The 14,128-nt window shown below is 67.7% G+C and carries 14 protein-coding genes; all 14 read left to right on the top strand.

Annotated elements, in window-relative coordinates:
- Positions 1-10: 10 nt before the first annotated feature.
- On the top strand, positions 11-1,027 hold the full coding sequence (fliM, locus tag ACFPME_RS09515) for a flagellar motor switch protein FliM (RefSeq protein WP_377304553.1): 1,017 nt from the start codon (positions 11-13) through the stop codon (positions 1,025-1,027).
- A complete protein-coding gene (gene fliN, locus ACFPME_RS09510; RefSeq protein ID WP_377304550.1) occupies positions 1,024-1,371 on the top strand; it encodes a flagellar motor switch protein FliN in 348 nt (115 codons plus the stop codon). Before fliM ends, fliN begins: the two co-directional genes overlap by 4 nt.
- On the top strand, positions 1,371-1,757 hold the full coding sequence (locus ACFPME_RS09505; protein WP_377304548.1) for a FliO/MopB family protein: 387 nt from the start codon (positions 1,371-1,373) through the stop codon (positions 1,755-1,757). Before fliN ends, ACFPME_RS09505 begins: the two co-directional genes overlap by 1 nt.
- Positions 1,754-2,500, top strand: coding sequence for a flagellar type III secretion system pore protein FliP (fliP, locus tag ACFPME_RS09500; protein ID WP_377304546.1), 747 nt, complete (start codon positions 1,754-1,756; stop codon positions 2,498-2,500). The genes ACFPME_RS09505 and fliP overlap by 4 nt, the downstream gene beginning before the upstream one ends.
- A gap of 1,009 nt (positions 2,501-3,509) precedes the next feature.
- Complete coding sequence (gene fliQ / locus ACFPME_RS09495) at positions 3,510-3,779, top strand: flagellar biosynthesis protein FliQ (RefSeq protein ID WP_140653449.1); 270 nt, start codon at positions 3,510-3,512, stop codon at positions 3,777-3,779.
- Positions 3,776-4,546, top strand: a complete 771-nt coding sequence (gene fliR / locus ACFPME_RS09490) for a flagellar biosynthetic protein FliR (protein ID WP_377304543.1) — start codon at positions 3,776-3,778, stop codon at positions 4,544-4,546. The genes fliQ and fliR overlap by 4 nt, the downstream gene beginning before the upstream one ends.
- Positions 4,547-4,551: 5 nt before the next feature.
- Complete coding sequence (gene flhB / locus ACFPME_RS09485) at positions 4,552-5,688, top strand: flagellar biosynthesis protein FlhB (protein WP_377304541.1); 1,137 nt, start codon at positions 4,552-4,554, stop codon at positions 5,686-5,688.
- A gap of 15 nt (positions 5,689-5,703) precedes the next feature.
- The gene (flhA, locus tag ACFPME_RS09480; protein WP_377304539.1) at positions 5,704-7,797 is read left to right on the top strand and encodes a flagellar biosynthesis protein FlhA; all 2,094 of its coding nucleotides are present in this window, start codon (positions 5,704-5,706) and stop codon (positions 7,795-7,797) included.
- Between the two features lie 127 nt (positions 7,798-7,924).
- On the top strand, positions 7,925-9,190 hold the full coding sequence (flhF, locus tag ACFPME_RS09475; protein WP_377304537.1) for a flagellar biosynthesis protein FlhF: 1,266 nt from the start codon (positions 7,925-7,927) through the stop codon (positions 9,188-9,190).
- A 14-nt stretch (positions 9,191-9,204) separates the two neighbouring features.
- Complete coding sequence (locus ACFPME_RS09470) at positions 9,205-10,143, top strand: MinD/ParA family protein (RefSeq protein ID WP_377304535.1); 939 nt, start codon at positions 9,205-9,207, stop codon at positions 10,141-10,143.
- Positions 10,140-10,868: an RNA polymerase sigma factor FliA gene (locus ACFPME_RS09465; protein ID WP_377304533.1), complete on the top strand. Its 729-nt coding sequence runs from the start codon at positions 10,140-10,142 to the stop codon at positions 10,866-10,868. Before ACFPME_RS09470 ends, ACFPME_RS09465 begins: the two co-directional genes overlap by 4 nt.
- A gap of 62 nt (positions 10,869-10,930) precedes the next feature.
- On the top strand, positions 10,931-11,338 hold the full coding sequence (locus tag ACFPME_RS09460) for a chemotaxis response regulator CheY (RefSeq protein ID WP_343853047.1): 408 nt from the start codon (positions 10,931-10,933) through the stop codon (positions 11,336-11,338).
- Complete coding sequence (locus tag ACFPME_RS09455) at positions 11,335-11,976, top strand: protein phosphatase CheZ (protein WP_377304530.1); 642 nt, start codon at positions 11,335-11,337, stop codon at positions 11,974-11,976. The genes ACFPME_RS09460 and ACFPME_RS09455 overlap by 4 nt, the downstream gene beginning before the upstream one ends.
- A 276-nt stretch (positions 11,977-12,252) precedes the next feature.
- Positions 12,253-14,124: a chemotaxis protein CheA gene (locus ACFPME_RS09450; protein WP_377304528.1), complete on the top strand. Its 1,872-nt coding sequence runs from the start codon at positions 12,253-12,255 to the stop codon at positions 14,122-14,124.
- Positions 14,125-14,128: the final 4 nt, after the last annotated feature.

Raw genomic sequence — 14,128 nt, 5'->3', positions numbered from 1 at the left:
CGCCACGGCCATGAGCGACCTGCTTTCCCAGGACGAGATCGACGCGCTGCTCGATGGCGTCACCGGCGGCTCGGTCAGTACCGGCAACGACGCGCCGCTGCCGGCCGATGCGGTGATCTCCTACGACTTCACCCAGCAGGACCGCATCGTGCGCGGTCGCCTGCCCACGCTGGAAATGGTCAACGACCGGTTTGCGCGCTTCTTCCGCACGGCCATCTTCAGCGTGCTGCGCAAGACCTGCGAGGTCTCGGTGCTGGGCGTGAAGATGGTCAAGTTTGCCGAGTACGTGCATGGGTTGGCGGTGCCGAGCAACCTCAACCTGGTGCGCATCAAGCCGCTGCGCGGCACCGCGCTGGTTCTGTTCGAGCCGCGCCTGGTGTTCACCGTGATCGACAATTTCTTCGGCGGCGATGGCCGCTTCCACGCGCGCATCGAGGGTCGCGATTTCACCGCGACCGAGAACCGCGTGATCCAGATCATGCTGGACGCGCTGTTCGGCGCGATGTCCGAGGCGTGGGCGCCGGTGCTCGACCTGCAGTTTGAATATCTGAGTTCGGAAATCAACCCGCAGTTCGCCAACATCGTCAGCCCGACCGAGACGGTGGTGGTGTCGCGCTTCCACGTCGAACTCGACGGCGGCGGCGGCGACATCAACCTGACCCTGCCGTACGCGATGGTCGAGCCGATCCGCAACCTGCTCGACGCCGGCGTGCAGAGCGACCGCGTCGATCGCGACGACCGCTGGGCCGAGATGCTGCACGAGGAAGTGCTCGATGCGGAGGTGGGCCTGAGCTCGCTGCTGCTGGAGGCGCAACTGAGTCTCGGCGAGTTCCTGCATCTGCGGCCGGGCGATGTGATTCCCGTACAGCTGCCCGAGCTGGCCACCGTCTACGCCGAGGACGTACCGGTATTTCGCGGCAGCTACGGCCAGTCCAACGGTCGCAACGCCGTACGTTTCCATGTCCAGGCTGGCCGGCGCGAAAGGCGCACGGCCAGCGATCATTCCCGAGAGAAGACCCCCGCATGAGCCAGTCCACCGATAGTACCTTCGCCGATGCCGGCGAGCGTGTCCAGTTCGATCCGTTGCAAGGCGCCGCCGGCGACGGCGGTGACGTCAACCTCGACATGATTCTCGATGTGCCGGTGACCCTGGCGATGGAAGTCGGGCGCACCCGCATCAGCATCCGCAACCTGCTGCAGCTCAACCAAGGGTCGGTGGTGGAACTGGACCGCTCCGCCGGCGAGCCGCTGGACGTGTTCGTCAACGGCACCCTGGTCGCGCATGGCGAGGTGGTGGTGATCAACGAGAAGTTCGGCATCCGCCTGACCGACGTGATCAGCCCGGCCGAACGCGTACGCAAGCTGCGCTGATGGGCACGCTTGCCCTCATGCTCGCGGCGGCACCGGCGGCCGCGCCGGAGTTCAACGCCGCCGGCGAACTGGTACGCGTGGTGCTGAGCCTGCTCGGCATCATCGGCCTGATCCTGGCGGCCGGCTGGCTGACCCGGCGCATGCAGCGCCGCCACGGCGTGGCCGGGCGCCGAATCCGTTGCGTGGAATCGTTTGCGGTGGGCGCGCGCGACCGGCTGCTGTTGCTGGATGCCGACGGCAAGCGCCTGCTGATCGGCATGGGGCCGGGCGGCATGCGCACGCTGCATGTCTACGACGGCGCGCCGGCCGAACCGGTGGAACCGCCGGCCGCCGCGCCGCTCCCTGCGTTCGGCGAACTGCTGGCACGCTGGAAGCACGGCGCATGAGGACGTGGCGCTGGATCTTCGCGGCCTTGCTGCTGTTGCCGCTGGCGGCACTGGCGGCACCGCCGCCCGGCATCCCGCTGGTGAACGTGCAGAACGTGCCTGGCGGTGGCCAGAGCTGGACGATGTCGCTGCAGGTGCTGGCGCTGATGACGGCGCTGACGCTGCTGCCGGCGATCGCGCTGATGATGACCTCGTTCACCCGCATCATCATCGTGCTCGGCTTCCTGCGCCAGGCGCTGGGCACGCAGTCGACCCCGCCGAACCAGGTATTGCTGGGGCTGGCGCTGTTCCTCACGCTGTTCGTGATGTCGCCGGTGCTGACGCGCTCCTACGATGACGGCGTGAAACCCTATATGGACGGCCAGATCGCCGCCGAGCAGGCGCTGCCGGCGGCCTCGGCGCCGTTCAAGCGCTTCATGCTCGACCAGACCCGCGAGGCCGACCTGCAGCTGTTCACCCGGCTGGCGAAGGAAAAGCCCTATGCCAGCAAGGCCGACGTGCCGTTCAAGGTGGCCATGCCGGCGTTCCTCACCAGCGAGTTGAAGACCGCGTTCCAGATGGGCTTCCTGCTGTTCATCCCGTTCCTGATCATCGACCTGGTGGTGGCCAGCGTGCTGATGTCGATGGGCATGATGATGGTCTCGCCGATGATCATCTCGCTGCCATTCAAGATCATGCTGTTCGTGCTGGTCGATGGATGGACGCTGCTGCTGGGGACGCTGGCGGGGAGTTTCTACACATGAGCACGCTCCCCGTGACGGCAGCCTTTGTGGAAGCGGCTTCAGCCGCGATGCTTTTGGTATGGCGTGGTGAAGTACGGCAGAGCGAAAAGCTTTCGTCCTCCTTCGGAGGGCGAGTCACTTTTCTCTTGCGTGGCCAAGAGAAAAGTAACCAAAAGAGAAGGCCACCCCGCTTGGCGCTTGCCGGGCTCCTGCCCGGCAAGTCCGTGAGTCGGGGCCGGGCTTTTCGATCGGACTCCTGTCCGAGCGAAAAGGAGCCGACATCCCTGTCGACTCCCGCTGCGCGGCCTGTCGACCCCGCCTCACCGCCGCACAGGGGCCCCGGTAGAGCGGCGGGCCATCCTGGCCCGCACTCGGTGCGCAGCGGCTGCGCCGCTGCGAAAGCGGAAGAGCGTGTGGCTTTGTCGGTCCCGCAAAACTCCGTTCTCCCTGAGCGTAGCTCGCGTCAGCGAGCGGAGTCGAAGGGTGATGCTGCGAAGATCCTTCGACTCCAGCCTTGCGGCCTACGCTCAGGGCGAACGAGGAGAGTCCTGGCTGATTTTGTAACGGCTCCGGGCGGTGCGTGTAGGAGCCCGCTTGCGGGCGATGCTTTTGGTTCTGATCGGGCTCTTCCCGGAGTGCGCGCAGGATGCGCGCCGCTCTACCGGGGCCCCTGTGCGGCGGTGAGGGACGGACGACAGGCCCGAAGGGTGATCGGCAGGGATGCCGATCATTTTTCGCCAGGGCATGGCGAGGGCATGGATGCCCGAGTTGAGGCAACGCAGGAGCGGTTGCCCGATGCCCTGTCGAAAAACCCGGCCGGCGCTCACGGACTTGCCGGGCATGGATGCCCGGCAAGCGCCAAGCGGGGTGGCCTTTCTCTTTGGTTATCTCTCTCTTTGGCCACGCAAAGAGAAAGTAACTCGGTCGCCGCAGGCGATCGACTGCTCTTCGCTCTGGAGACAGCAAAAGCATCGCGATTGAAGTCGCTCCTACAGACGAGCGGGTGCGCAGGCATCGCCGGAGTCGCACCATGACCCCCGAATCCATCATGGAAATCGGCCAGCACGCGCTCTACGTGGCGATGCTGGTGGCCGCGCCGTTGTTGCTGACCGCGCTGGCGGTCGGCTTGCTGGTGGGCGTGATCCAGGCGGCCACGCAGATCAACGAAATGACCTTGAGCTTCATCCCGAAACTGATCGCGATGGCGCTGGTGGCGCTGATCACCGGGCCGTGGATGCTGCGGCTGCTGGTGCAGTACACCACCCAGTTGATCGAGAGCCTGCCGGGCGCCGTCAGATGACTTCGCTGGACCTGGCGCAACTGCCGATGTGGCTAGGCAGCCTGTTCTGGGCGATGGGCCGAGTGACGGGCCTGTGCCTGGTGGCGCCGGTGTTCAGCGCCACCGTGATCTCGGTGCGGATCCGGATTGGATTGGTGGTGGTGCTGACCCTGGTGCTCGCGCCGCTGGCGCCGGCCACGATCGATCCGCTGAGTGGCGATGGCGTGGCGACCATGGCGGGGCAGGTGTTGGTCGGTGCCGCGGTGGGGTTCGTGTTGAAGCTGGTGTTCGAGGCGGTGTCCTTTGGCGGTGAGCTGGTGGCGCAAAGCATGAGCCTGGGTTTTGCCGAGGTGGTCAACCCGCAGGCCGGCGGCAGTTCCACCGTGTTGAGCCAGTTCTACCTGCTGCTGGTGACCCTGCTGTTTGTCGCGATGGACGGCCATCTGCGCCTGATCGCGTTGCTGGCCGACAGCTTCCACAGCCTGCCGCCAGGAATGCCGGCGATCAACGCCAACGCGCTGCATGCGGTGGTCGGCTTCGGCGGAGAGCTGTTCTCCGGCGCGGTGCGCGTCGCGCTGCCGGCGATGACGTCGCTGCTGGTGGTGAACATCGGCTTTGCCGCGATCAGTCGTGCGGCGCCGTCGATGAATCTCTTTGCCGTCGGTTTCCCGATCACCGTCTCGCTGGGTTTCATCGCGCTATGGCTGGCGTTGCGCAGCCTGCCGGGGGCGTTCGAGGCGCTGCAGAACGACGCCTGGTCGATGATGCGCAACCTGCTGGGGAGCTGACGCCGATGTCGGACGACAGCGACCAGGAAAAAACCGAAGAACCCAGCGAAAAAAAGCTGCGCGAATCGCGCGAGAAGGGCGAGGTTCCGCGATCGCGCGACCTGTCCGGTGCGATCGTGGTGCTGGCCGGCGTGGCGGCGCTGATGAACGGCGGCGAGCGCGCGTTCCTGCACGCGCGGCGGATCTTCTCGCTGGGGCTGGGCTACTCGCGCGAGGCACTGTTCTCCGACGTGTTGCCCGGACGCACGCTGCATGCGGCGATGAGCGAGGCGCTGAGCCTGTTCGCGCCGGTGGCGGTGGCCACCATGCTGGCCACGCTGGCCGCGCCGCTGTTGCTGGGCGGGCTGAATTTCAGCGCGCAGGCGCTGCAGCCGAAGTTCGAGCGGCTCGACCCGATCAAGGGGCTGGGCCGCATTTTCGCCATGCGCGGGCTGGTCGAGCTGGGCAAGGCGTTGCTCAAGTTGATCTTCATCGGCGCGGTGCTGTTGTTGCTGCTGCGCCACTGGCAGGACGAGCTGCAGGCGACCGGCCGCGGCTCGGTGGTGGCGGGGATCGCGCAGTCGATCGGCCTGCTTGGCCGCGCCGCGTTGTGGTTCGGTTCGATGCTGGCGCTGATCGGCGGCATCGATGCCCTGTACCAGAAGTTCGACCACGCCAAGAACCTGCGCATGACCAAGCAGGAGATCAAGGACGAGATGAAGGAGAGCGAAGGTAACCCCGAGATGAAGGGGCGCATTCGCCAGGTACAGCAGGCGCAATCGCGGCGGCGGATGATGGAGGAACTGCCCAGGGCTGACGTGGTGGTGGTCAACCCGACCCACTTTGCCGTGGCCCTGCGCTACGACGACGGCCGCATGGGCGCGCCGCGGGTGATCGCCAAGGGCGTCGACGTGCTGGCCCAGCAGATCCGCCTGGTGGCAGGCAGTCATCGCATCCCGATGGTCGAGTCGCCGCCGTTGGCACGCGCCTTGTATGCAACCACTGAACTGGGTCGCGAGATCCCCGCTGCGCTGTATGTGGCGGTGGCCCAGGTCCTGGCCTACGTCTACCAGCTGAAGCAGGCCGCGGCGCAGGGCGAGACACCACCGGCAGCGCCAACCCCCGAGGTCGATCCCGAGCTGATGGGGCCTTACCGCGAATAACGACGAGTCAAATCCATGACGGGTGCAGACGTACTAGGCAACTTCAAACACCTGGCGCGACGTGGCGTTGGCGCGCCGGTGATGTTGCTGGTGATGCTGGCGATGCTGATGTTGCCGCTGCCGCCGTTCCTGCTCGACATGCTGTTCAGCTTCAACATCGCGCTGTCTCTGGTGATCCTGCTGGCGGTGGTCTACGTGATGCGCCCGCTGGAGTTCGCCGCATTTCCCACCGTGGTGCTGATGGCGACCCTGCTGCGGCTGGCGCTGAACATCGCCTCCACCCGCGTGGTGCTGCTGCACGGGCATGACGGCCCCGGCGCCGCCGGCAAGGTGATCGAGGCATTCGGCGAGTTCGTCATCGGCGGCAACTTCGCGGTCGGCCTGGTGGTGTTCGCGATCATCACCATCATCAACTTCGTGGTGATCACCAAGGGCGCCACCCGCGTGTCCGAAGTGACCGCGCGGTTCACCCTCGATGCCATGCCCGGCAAGCAGATGGCGATTGACGCCGACCTCAATGCCGGCCTGCTGACCCAGGAACAGGCGCGCGAGCGCCGCCAGGAAGTACGCGAGGAAGCGGACTTCTACGGCTCGATGGACGGCGCCTCCAAGTTCGTGCGCGGCGACGCCACCGCCGGCATCCTGATCCTGATCATCAACATCGTCGGCGGCTTCTTCGTCGGCGTGATGCAGCACGGCCTGTCCGCCGGCGAGGCGGCCAAGACCTATACCCTGCTGACCATCGGCGACGGCCTGGTGGCGCAGGTGCCGGCGCTGATGCTGTCGGTGGCCGCGGCGATCATCGTCACCCGCGTATCGAAGTCGCAGGACATGGGCAAGCAGGTGATCGGCCAGGTGTTCGGCCAGCCGCGCGCGCTCGGCGTGGCGGCGGCGGTGCTGATCGTGATGGGAGTGATCCCCGGCATGCCCAACGTGGCGTTCCTGCTGCTCGGCGCGGCCTGCGCCGGCGCGGCATGGATGCTGCTGAAGCGCGAGCGCGATACCCGCGCCAGGCTGGCGGAGTCGATCGCCGAGAAGCCGGTCGCCACGGCGCCGACCGAGCGGCTGGAGCTGGGCTGGGAGGATGTGGCCAGCGTCGATCCGCTGGGCCTGGAAGTGGGCTACCGGCTGATTCCGCTGGTCGACGTGCACCAGGGCGGCGAGCTGATGGGGCGGATCAAGTCGGTGCGCCGCAAGCTGTCGCAGGAACTGGGCTTCCTGGTGCCGGCGGTGCATATCCGCGACAACCTCGACCTCGGCCCGAACACCTACCGGATCACCCTGATGGGCGTGCCGATGGGCGAGGCCGAGGTGCACAACGAGCGCCTGATGGCGATCAACCCGGGCCAGGTGCACGGCACCTTGCAGGGCATCGCCACGCAGGACCCGGCGTTCGGGCTGGAGGCGGTGTGGATCGAAAGCGGGCAGCGCGAGCTGGCGCAGAGCTACGGCTATACCGTGGTCGATCCGGCCACGGTGATCGCCACCCATCTGTCGCACATCCTGCAGGGCCATGCGCACGAGCTGCTCAGCCACCAGGACGTGCAGCAGTTGCTGGACCGGCTCGCCGCCACCGCGCCGAAGCTGGTCGAGGACCTGGTGCCCAAGCGGCTGTCGCTGGGCGTGGTGGTCAAGGTGCTGCAGAACCTGCTGGCCGAGCGGGTGCCGATCCGCAACATGCGCAGCATCGTCGAATCCTTGGCGGAGCACGCGGCGCAGAGTCAGGATCCCGGCGTTCTGACCGCCGCCGTGCGCGTGGCGCTGGGCCGGCAGATCCTGCAGGAGATCACCGGGCTGGGCACCGAGCTGCCGGTGATCACGCTGGCGCCGGAGCTCGAACAGATCCTGCTCGGCTCGCTCGCCAGTGGCGGCGGAGTGGCTGGTGCCGCGGTGGAACCGGGCCTGGCCGACCGCCTGCAACAGAGCGTGGCCGACGCCGCGCGCCGGCAGGAATTGAGCGGGGAACCCGCGGTGCTGCTGGTCGCGCCGCTGTTGCGGCCATGGCTCGCGCGATTCACTCGCCACGTGGCACAGAACCTGCACGTACTCGCTTACAACGAAGTGCCCGACAACCGTCGGGTGCGTTTGGTACAGGCCTTGGGTCGGTAGACCCAGCAAGGGATCGTTCGATGAAAAGCCCGGAGTCGAAAGAGCAAATGACGCTGCGGTCTGGCAGCGCATCCGATCGTGACGATTCCCCTTTCGCGATTCCCCTTTCCGGCTGGCGGAGCAAGCAATGAAGATCAAACGATTTGTGGCCGCCGACATGCGTCAGGCGATGCGCGAAGTCCGCGAGGAGCAGGGGCCCGAAGCGGTGATCCTGTCCACCCGGCGCATGGAGGACGGCATCGAGGTCATCGCCGCCATCGACTACGACGAAGCGCTGATGCGCGAGGCATCGCGCCATGGCGCGACGGCCGCGGAGACACCCCCGGCCGACAAGGACGACACGGCGCCGCGGCAGGTTCACGTCGCGGCGGCCGGGCCCGTCGCGCGCACGCCGCGCAGGTCCGCCGCGCCCCCCGTGGCAGTGGCGGTCGAGCCGCCGGGCATGCGGCCGCTGATGGAGCGGGCAGCGCAGGACACCGCACAGCTGCGCAGCGAATTGGGCAGCATGCGCGAGATGCTGGAGATGCAGCTGTCGAGCCTGGCCTGGAATGACCTGGAGCGGCGCCAGCCGCTGCGCGCGCGCGTGCTTCGCGAGATGACCCGCCTGGGCATCGAGGCCGATGTAGCGCGTGCGCTGGTGGACGAACTGCCCGACCCGATCAACGCCGAGCAGGCGCGCTACCTGCCGCTGGGCATGCTCAGCCGCCACCTGGCGGTGAGCGGGCGTGGCTTGTCCGGCGATGATCGCGGCGTCACCGCGCTGGTCGGTCCCACCGGCGTGGGCAAGACCACCACGATCGCCAAGCTGGCGGCGCGCGCCGTGATGCGCCACGGCGCCGACCAGGTGGCGCTGGTGAGCACCGATCACTACCGCATCGGTGCCGCGGCCCAGCTGGAACATTACGGGCGGCTGCTCGGCGTGCGCGTCTATCCGGCCTACGATGCGGAAAGCCTGCGCAAGGTGCTGGAGATGCTGCGCAGCCGCCACACCGTGCTGATCGACACCGCCGGCGTCGCCGGCAGCGACCCGCGGCTCAACCAGCAAGTGGAGATCCTGGCCGATGCCAGCGACCTGCGCGCCTGCCTGGTGCTGGCGGCCAATGCGCAATCGCAGTCGCTGGACGATGCAGTGCGCGCCTACCTGCCGCTGAAGCCGCATGCCTGCATCCTGACCAAGCTCGACGAGGCGCCGAACCTGGGAGGCGCGTTGTCGGTGCTGATCCGCCACCGGCTGCCACTGGACTACACCACCGACGGCCAGCGCGTGCCCGAGGACATCGCCACGGCGGATGCGCGCGTACTGGTTTGCCGTGCCGCGCAGTCGCTGAAAAGCCACGTGCCCGACGACGGCCTGATGGCCGAGCGCTTCGGCCTTGCCGTGGCAAGCGCATGAGCGGAGTACTTGCCATGGATCAGGCTTCGGGACTGAAGCAGATGCTGTCCAACATGGTCGGCCACATCGCGCCGACGGCGGCAGTGTCCGGCGATCATCAGGCCAGCAGCCTGCTGACCGCCGCGCCGGCGCAGCGCCACTGCCGCGCGATTGCGGTGGCCGGCGGCAAGGGCGGCGTCGGCAAGAGCACCGTGGCGGTGAACCTGGGCATGTCGCTGTCGATGTCCGGCCGCGACGTGATGCTGCTGGATGCCGACATGGGGCTGGCCAATGTCGACGTGATGCTGGGCCTCACGCCATCGCGCCACATCGGGCACCTGCTCGATGGCGACTGTACGCTGGAAGAATTGCTGCTGCCGGCGCCGCGCGGCCTCCAGGTGGTGCCGGCCGGCTCCGGCACGCGCCGGCTGGCGCAGCTGAACAATGGCGAGCACGCGGCGATCATCCGCGCGTTCGATGAACTGGCACGGCCGCCGGAGTTCCTGCTGGTGGACACCGCCGCTGGCCTGTCGGACAACGTGACGATGTTTGCCGCGGCGGCCTCCGAAGTGATCCTGGTGGTCTGTGACGAACCCGCCTCGCTGACCGACGCCTACGGGTTGACCAAGGTGCTCAGCCGCGATTTCGGCGTGCGTCGCATCCGCATGGTCGCCAACATGGTGCGCAACGAAGGCGACGCGCGGGCGTTGCACCAGAAGCTCGCGCGGGTCAGCGACCGCTTCCTCGACGTGGTGATCGATTTCAGTGGATGGGTGCCGCACGACGAGCGTCTGCGCCAGGCCATCCGCAGGCAATGCGCGGTCGTCGACCTGTGGCCTTCGAGCCAGTCGGCACTGGCATTCAAGAAAATGGCCGGTGCGGTCGATAAATGGGCGGAACCCGACCGCACAGGTCTCGACCGGATCGCCTTCTTTGGTGGCCGGATCGCACCGGCCGATGGGGTCCCGAGATGAGTGTGGCTTCGGAGTATCTGCAACTCTCCCGCGAGAGTGCCGACGAACTGGTACGTCGGCACGCGCCGCTGGTCCGGCGGATCGCCTATCACCTGATGGGGCGATTGCCGGCCAGCGTCGACGTGGGTGACCTTATCCAGGCGGGAATGATCGGTTTGCTGGAAGCGTCGCGCCACTTTGCCCACGATCGGGGGGCCAGCTTCGAGACGTATGCGGGCATCCGCATCCGTGGCGCGATGCTGGACGAATTGCGCCGTACCGACTGGACGCCGCGCTCGGTGCACCGCAAGACCCGCGAGGTGGCCGAAGTCATCCGCCAGATCGAGACCGAGACCGGTGCCGAGGCGGACGATGCGGAAGTCATAAGGCGGCTCGGGATCAGCGCGGAGGAGTACCACCAGGTCCTCGCCGATGCCTCCTGCGTGCGCCTGCTCAGCCTGACTGCCTCGGATGACAACGAGGAAAGCGGGGTGCTCGACGTGGTCGACGAAAGCGGCCTGAGCCCCTCCGAGAACATCGAACGCGACGGCATGCGCGAGGCGTTGGCCGAGGCGATCGGCGGTCTGCCGGAGCGCGAGCAGCTCGTGATGTCGCTGTACTACGAGCAGGAGTTGAACCTGAAAGAGATCGGCGCCGTGCTGGGCGTAAGCGAGTCACGCGTGTGCCAGATCCACGGACAGGCGGTCATCCGGCTTCGTGCACGACTCACCGGCTGGCGCAGTTGATCCAGTAATCCCCTACATCCCCGCGGCCGGACCTCGGCCTGTACCGCACGTGGAGAAAGCGTTTGGACAAGAACATGAAAATCCTGGTGGTGGACGATTTTTCCACCATGCGCCGGATCGTCCGCAACCTGCTGGTCGAGCTGGGTTTCAGCAACCCGCTGATCCAGGAGGCCGACGACGGCGAGAACGCGCTGGTGCTGCTGCGCAGCCAGCCGTTCGACCTGGTGGTGACCGACTGGAACATGCCGAACATGACCGGCATCGACCTGCTGCGCGCGATCCGTGCGGAGGAGTCGCTGAAAGGCATGCCGGTGCTGATGGTCACGGCCGAGAACAACCGCGACCAGATCATCGCCGCCGCGCAGGCCGGCGTGAACGGCTACATCGTCAAGCCGTTCACCGCGGTCACCCTCAAGGAAAAGCTCACCAAGATCTTCGAACGGATCGCCGCCAGCGGAGTCAGCGCATGAACCTCATTTCCCCCCTCGCCGCCGACGACACGCTGCCCACCGAACTGCGCGAGCTGCTCAACAGCCCCGACGGCCCCGCCTTCGAACAGGCGCTGGACGTGATGGTGCGCCAGCGCGAGCAGCGGCTGTTCCGCGCGCTCGGCCAGCTGGCCCGCGACCTGCACGACGCGGTGCGGCGGCTCGGCGGCGAACTGACCCAGGAAGGCGTGCCCGGCATCGTGGCCGACGCGCGCCAGCACCTGCAGGACGCGCTGGAGATGAGCGCGCAGGCCGCGCATCGCAGCCTCGACTTTGCCGAGCGCATGCGGCCCCAGGCCGAATCGCTGATGAGCAATGCCGGCCAGGTGCTCGAATGGACGAACGGCAACGATGCCGCCGCCGTGCTGGCGCGCGAGGCGATGGCCTTCGCCGGCAACTGCCGCGACGGGCTGGCCGACATGGTGCTGGCGCAGTCGTGGCAGGACCTCACCGGGCAGCGCATCAAGAAGGTCGCCAGCTTCATCGGCACGGTCGAATCCTCGCTGCTGGAACTGGTGCGGCTGACCGGCGCGTTGGCCGGCAGCGAGGCGCCGGCCAGTGCGGTCAAGGTATCCAGCCAGGAAGATGCCGATCGCCTGCTCAGCGAATTCGGGTTTTGACGAGAGCCTGGTCATGGTCCCCAAGCCCCCCGCGTTGTCATCGAGTGGACGTCAGGTGGTAGTGCGTGGCGCAACGCCTGACTGGCCGTCGGGTCGAGCCGCGCGCTGCCGCATGGCAGCCACCCGATGGCGACCCGAAGGGCCGGGTCGATTTGCGCGCGGGCCGGCGTCATTACTCCGTCGTGGACCGACGTCGGCTCCTTCGTTCTTCCCTGGCCTGCGCGCGGACAGCTCGCGGCGCAGGGTGCCTGGGGAGCATAACCAGGCTCTGGCCCGATGAATGCGGAATTCGATCTGGAGCTTCGCCAGGATTTCCTTGTCGAGGCGGGCGAACTGCTGCAGCGCCTTGGCGAGCAGCTCGTCGGGCTGGAAACGGCGCCGCGCGACAGTGAGCTGCTGAATGCCGTGTTCCGCGCGTTTCACACCGTCAAGGGCGGCGCCGGATTCCTGGCGCTGGAGCCGATGGTTGTGCTGTGCCATCACGCCGAGGATCTGCTCAACGAGGCCCGCAACGGCAACGTGCTAATCGGCGCCAGCCATATGGACGCCTTGCTTGAGGCGCTCGACCTGCTCAACGCCATGATGGCCGCGGTGAGCGCCGATGCGCCGCTGAGCGTGCCGCCGGCGGCCTTGCTGGCCTCGCTGTTGCCACGGACCACACCTGTTCCGGCCCCGACGGCTCCCGCGGTGGCCGCCATGCCCGCCGCCGAAGGCGCTCCGATCGACGACAGCGAATTCGAAGCCTTGCTGGACAGCATGTACGGCACGGCCGCGCCAGGCACCGTCGCGCCGGCGTCGGTGCCCGCGGCAGCCCCGGCGACGGGCATCGACGACGACGAATTCGAAGCCTTGCTCGATGCCTTGCACGGCAAGGCCGGCCAGCCTGCCGCCGCGCCCGCGCCCGCTGCCGTCCCGCCCCCGGTCGGGGCCACGCCGGAAGCTGCAGCCGCCCCGACGGCGCGTCATGCCGTCCCGGTGGAGAACACCGTGCGCGTGGATACCGCCCGGCTCGACGTGCTGGTCAACCACGCCGGCGAACTGGTGCTGGTGCGCAACCGCCTGTTGAGCCTCGCGGCGCGCGACGGCAGCGAAGCGCTGGTCACCGCCGCCGGCGAGCTCGACCGGATCGCCGATGAACTGCAAACCGCGGTGATGGGCATGCGCATGCAGCCGGTGGGACGCCTGTTTCAGCGCTTTCCCCGCATCGTGCGCGATCTGGCCCGCCAGCTGGGCAAGGACGTGGAGCTGGTGCTGGAAGGCGAAGGGACCGACCTCGACCGCGGCTTGGTCGAGGCGCTGGCCGACCCGCTGGTGCACCTGCTGCGCAACGCGCTCGACCACGGCGTGGAAATGCCCGCCGATCGCGAGCTCGCCGGCAAGCCGCGCAAGGGTCGGATCTGCCTGTCGGCCAGCCAGCGCGGCGAACGCATCGTCATCTCGGTGAGCGACGACGGCCGCGGCATGGACCCTGAAGTCCTGCGTCGCAAGGCGGTGGAGAAGGGTGTGATCGATGCGGGGCAGGCGGCGCGGCTCACCGAAAGCGATTGCTACGAACTGATTTTCCGCCCCGGTTTCAGCACCGCCGCGACGGTCTCGGACATCTCCGGCCGCGGCGTCGGCATGGACGTGGTGAAGACGCGCGTGGCCGAACTGGGCGGCACCTTGCAGGTGCGTTCCCGCCGCGGCCATGGCAGCGAGCTGGAATTGACCGTGCCGCTGACCCTGGCAGTGCTGCGCGTGCTGATGGTGCGTGTGGAGACGCGTCTGCTGGCGCTGCCGCTGGGCAATGTGGAAGAGGTCTTTGAACTCGCCGACGGCCAGGACCGCCTGCTCGATGGCCGCCTGGTCGCCCAGCATCGCGGCCGCGCGCTGCCGCTGGCCGATCTCGCCGGCTGGGTCGGCGCCTCCGCGTCGGCGGGTCGCCACGTGGTGGTGCTGCACATCGGTCATCAGCGGCTGGGCTGCCTGGTGCACGACGTGATCGGCCGCGAGGACGTCATCGTCAAGCCGCTCGGTCCGCTGTTCGCCGATGTCTCCGGCATCGCCGGCGCCACTGTCACCGGCGATGGCCGGCTGGCGCTGGTGATGGATCTGGCGGGCCTGGCCGGCGGCGCCGGGCAACTGTTCGCTTCGCTGCAACCGGGTTGACTCA

Origin of the sequence: Rhodanobacter umsongensis, from assembly GCF_042654965.1 — a bacterium.
GTDB classification, from domain to species: Bacteria; Pseudomonadota; Gammaproteobacteria; order Xanthomonadales; family Rhodanobacteraceae; genus Rhodanobacter; species Rhodanobacter umsongensis.
Note: the sequence above shows the minus strand (reverse complement) of the source record. Positions and strands in the feature narration are given on the sequence as shown.

Excerpts from the sequence above, each read along its gene's own strand:
- fliN (WP_377304550.1), top strand. The coding sequence starts at position 1,024 with ATGAGCCAGTCCACCGATAGTACCTTCGCCGATGCCGGCGAGCGTGTC.
- fliR (WP_377304543.1), top strand. The coding sequence starts at position 3,776 with ATGACTTCGCTGGACCTGGCGCAACTGCCGATGTGGCTAGGCAGCCTG.
- fliP (WP_377304546.1), top strand. The coding sequence starts at position 1,754 with ATGAGGACGTGGCGCTGGATCTTCGCGGCCTTGCTGCTGTTGCCGCTG.
- ACFPME_RS09455 (WP_377304530.1), top strand. The coding sequence starts at position 11,335 with ATGAACCTCATTTCCCCCCTCGCCGCCGACGACACGCTGCCCACCGAA.
- flhF (WP_377304537.1), top strand. The coding sequence starts at position 7,925 with ATGAAGATCAAACGATTTGTGGCCGCCGACATGCGTCAGGCGATGCGC.
- flhA (WP_377304539.1), top strand. The coding sequence starts at position 5,704 with ATGACGGGTGCAGACGTACTAGGCAACTTCAAACACCTGGCGCGACGT.
- ACFPME_RS09505 (WP_377304548.1), top strand. The coding sequence starts at position 1,371 with ATGGGCACGCTTGCCCTCATGCTCGCGGCGGCACCGGCGGCCGCGCCG.
- ACFPME_RS09470 (WP_377304535.1), top strand. The coding sequence starts at position 9,205 with ATGGATCAGGCTTCGGGACTGAAGCAGATGCTGTCCAACATGGTCGGC.
- fliM (WP_377304553.1), top strand. The coding sequence starts at position 11 with ATGAGCGACCTGCTTTCCCAGGACGAGATCGACGCGCTGCTCGATGGC.
- ACFPME_RS09465 (WP_377304533.1), top strand. The coding sequence starts at position 10,140 with ATGAGTGTGGCTTCGGAGTATCTGCAACTCTCCCGCGAGAGTGCCGAC.
- ACFPME_RS09450 (WP_377304528.1), top strand. The coding sequence starts at position 12,253 with ATGAATGCGGAATTCGATCTGGAGCTTCGCCAGGATTTCCTTGTCGAG.
- fliQ (WP_140653449.1), top strand. The coding sequence starts at position 3,510 with ATGACCCCCGAATCCATCATGGAAATCGGCCAGCACGCGCTCTACGTG.
- flhB (WP_377304541.1), top strand. The coding sequence starts at position 4,552 with ATGTCGGACGACAGCGACCAGGAAAAAACCGAAGAACCCAGCGAAAAA.